Annotated in this window: 2 protein-coding genes; one reads left to right on the top strand and one right to left on the bottom strand. The window is 74.7% G+C overall.

What is annotated here, in order from left to right; translation table 11 throughout:
- Positions 1-363 precede the first annotated feature (363 nt).
- Complete coding sequence (locus tag AC1MIR_RS05480) at positions 364-615, top strand: hypothetical protein (RefSeq protein WP_480027177.1); 252 nt, start codon at positions 364-366, stop codon at positions 613-615.
- A 19-nt stretch (positions 616-634) separates the two neighbouring features.
- Here the strand turns inward: AC1MIR_RS05480 and der are convergent, their stop codons facing one another.
- The gene (der, locus tag AC1MIR_RS05475) at positions 635-1972 is read right to left on the bottom strand and encodes a ribosome biogenesis GTPase Der (protein WP_480027176.1); all 1338 of its coding nucleotides are present in this window, start codon (positions 1970-1972) and stop codon (positions 635-637) included.
- Between the last annotated feature and the right edge of the window lie 97 nt (positions 1973-2069).

Raw genomic sequence — 2069 nt, 5'->3', positions numbered from 1 at the left:
CCGCGGCTGCGGGCGGCGCTGGTGCTGGTGGTCGGCACCAATGACCGCGCCGTTCCGCCCGCCCAGGCCGCGCGGGTGCGCGCCCGCCGGCCGGCTGCGCGCCGCGGCAGGCGGCCCGGCCGCGGCCCGCGGGCCCCGGGGGGCCCGCCGCGGCCGGCGGCCGCCCGGCGGCGCGCGCCCCCGCGGGCGGCCGGGGGCCCCCGAGCATGTCCATCAGGCCGCTCATACGATTCGCGAAGCTAGAGCGCCGGCGTCGGCACGGCAACGCGCGGCGGCGAAATGCTTGCCTCCGCCGCGCGGGCGGTGGGAAGCTTCCGGTGCTGCCGCGCCTTGATCGCAGCAGGAGACGCCAGAATGAAGCGAATGACGAGACAAGGGCCGGAACGGCCGCGGAGGCAGGCAGGCCGGGACGCGGCGGTGCCCTGGTGGCAGGCCGAGATTCCCTTCGCGCTGCCCGGCGCCTCGGCGCTGGCCACGCCGCTGGTCGTGCTGAACCAGGGCGGCGACCTGCGCTTCGCGATCCTGTCCGGCCTGCTGGTGCTGAGCCTGCCCGGCGCGGCGATCGAGAGCATCATCGGCGTGGTGCGCGCGGCGCTGTATCTTCGCGGCGAGTGAGCGCAGGCGCCCACGCGGCTCAGCCGGCATCTTCGGCGAAGGGGTTGTCGGTCCCGCGCAGGTTCAGCCGGATCGGCACGCCCGGCATGGCGAAGGCCTCGCGGAAGCTGTTCACCAGGTAGCGGCGATAATCCTCCGGCAGCAGCTCCGCCCGCGTGCCGAACACGGCGAGCGTCGGCGGGCGCGCCTTCGGCATCGTGGCGTAGCGCAGCTTGATGCGCTTGCCCTCGACCAGCGGCGGCTGGTGGCGTTCCTTCATCGCCTCGAACCAGCGGTTCAGCTCGCCGGTCGGCACGCGGCGGTTCCAGAGCGCGTACACCTCGCGCAGCGCCGGCATCAGCTTCTCCACGCCGCGCCCCGTCGCGGCCGAGATCGGCACGACGGCGACGCCCTTGGATTGCGCGAGGCTCGCCGTCAGCACGTCCTCCAGCGCCTTGCGCGTGGCGGCGCGGTCCTCCACGGCGTCCCACTTGTTCAGCGCGATCACCACGGCGCGGCCCTCGCGCTCCGCGAGGCGCGCGATGCGCAGATCCTGCTCGTCCATCCCCAGCAGCGCGTCCAGCACCAGCACCACCACCTCGGCTTCCTTCAGCGCGGCGAGGGTGGCGGCGACGGACATGTGTTCCAGCCGGTGCGAGATGCGCGCCTTCTTGCGCAGCCCGGCGGTGTCCACGATGCGCACCGGGCCTTCGGCGTCGCGGAACTCCAGCGCGACGGCGTCGCGCGTGAGGCCCGGCTCCGGGCCGGTGATCATCCGCTCCTCGCCCAGCAGCGTGTTCACCAGCGTGGATTTCCCGGCATTCGGGCGGCCGACGATGGCGATGCGCAGCGGGCGCTCCGCCTCGCCCCGCGGCGTGCGGCCGGGATCGGTCAGGCGGTCGCGGATCTCGTCATGCAGGCCGCCGATGCCGTCGCCATGCTCGGCGCTGACCGGCAGCGGATCGCCCAGGCCGAGCTCATAGGCCTCCATGGCGAGCTGGGTGCCGAGCCGGCCTTCCGACTTGTTCGCCACCAGGATCACCGGCAGGCCGGAGCGGCGCAGCCAGTTGGCGAAGGCGCGGTCGGCGGGCGTGATCCCGGCGCGGGCATCCACCACGAAGATCGCCAGGTCGGCGGCCTTCAGCGCGGCCTCGGAACTCGCGCGCATGCGGCCGGGGATGGTGTCGGGCGGGGCTTCCTCGAGCCCGGCCGTGTCGGCCAGCAGCACGGGGAGGCCGCCGAGCATCGCCTCGGCCTCCTTGCGGTCGCGGGTGACGCCCGGCGTGTCGTCCACGATGGCGAGCTTGCGGCCCACCAGACGGTTGAACAGCGTGGACTTGCCGACATTGGGGCGGCCGAGGATGGCGATGCGGTGCATGGCGCCCTTGCGGTATTCCGTGGATCAGGCGGCCCGCCCCGCGGCGGGCCGAGGCGCCGGACGGCGCCCCCCCCCGATGGGGGGGGTGTTTGGCGCC

The sequence above is a fragment of the Falsiroseomonas sp. RANM36 genome (assembly GCF_056682175.1).
This window is presented reverse-complemented; position numbering and strand designations above follow the sequence as displayed.

What these genes read in the sequence shown, in the direction of transcription:
- AC1MIR_RS05480 (WP_480027177.1), top strand. Translation starts at nt 364, where the DNA reads ATGACGAGACAAGGGCCGGAACGGCCGCGGAGGCAGGCAGGCCGGGAC.
- der (WP_480027176.1), bottom strand. Translation starts at nt 1,972, where the DNA reads ATGCACCGCATCGCCATCCTCGGCCGCCCCAATGTCGGCAAGTCCACG.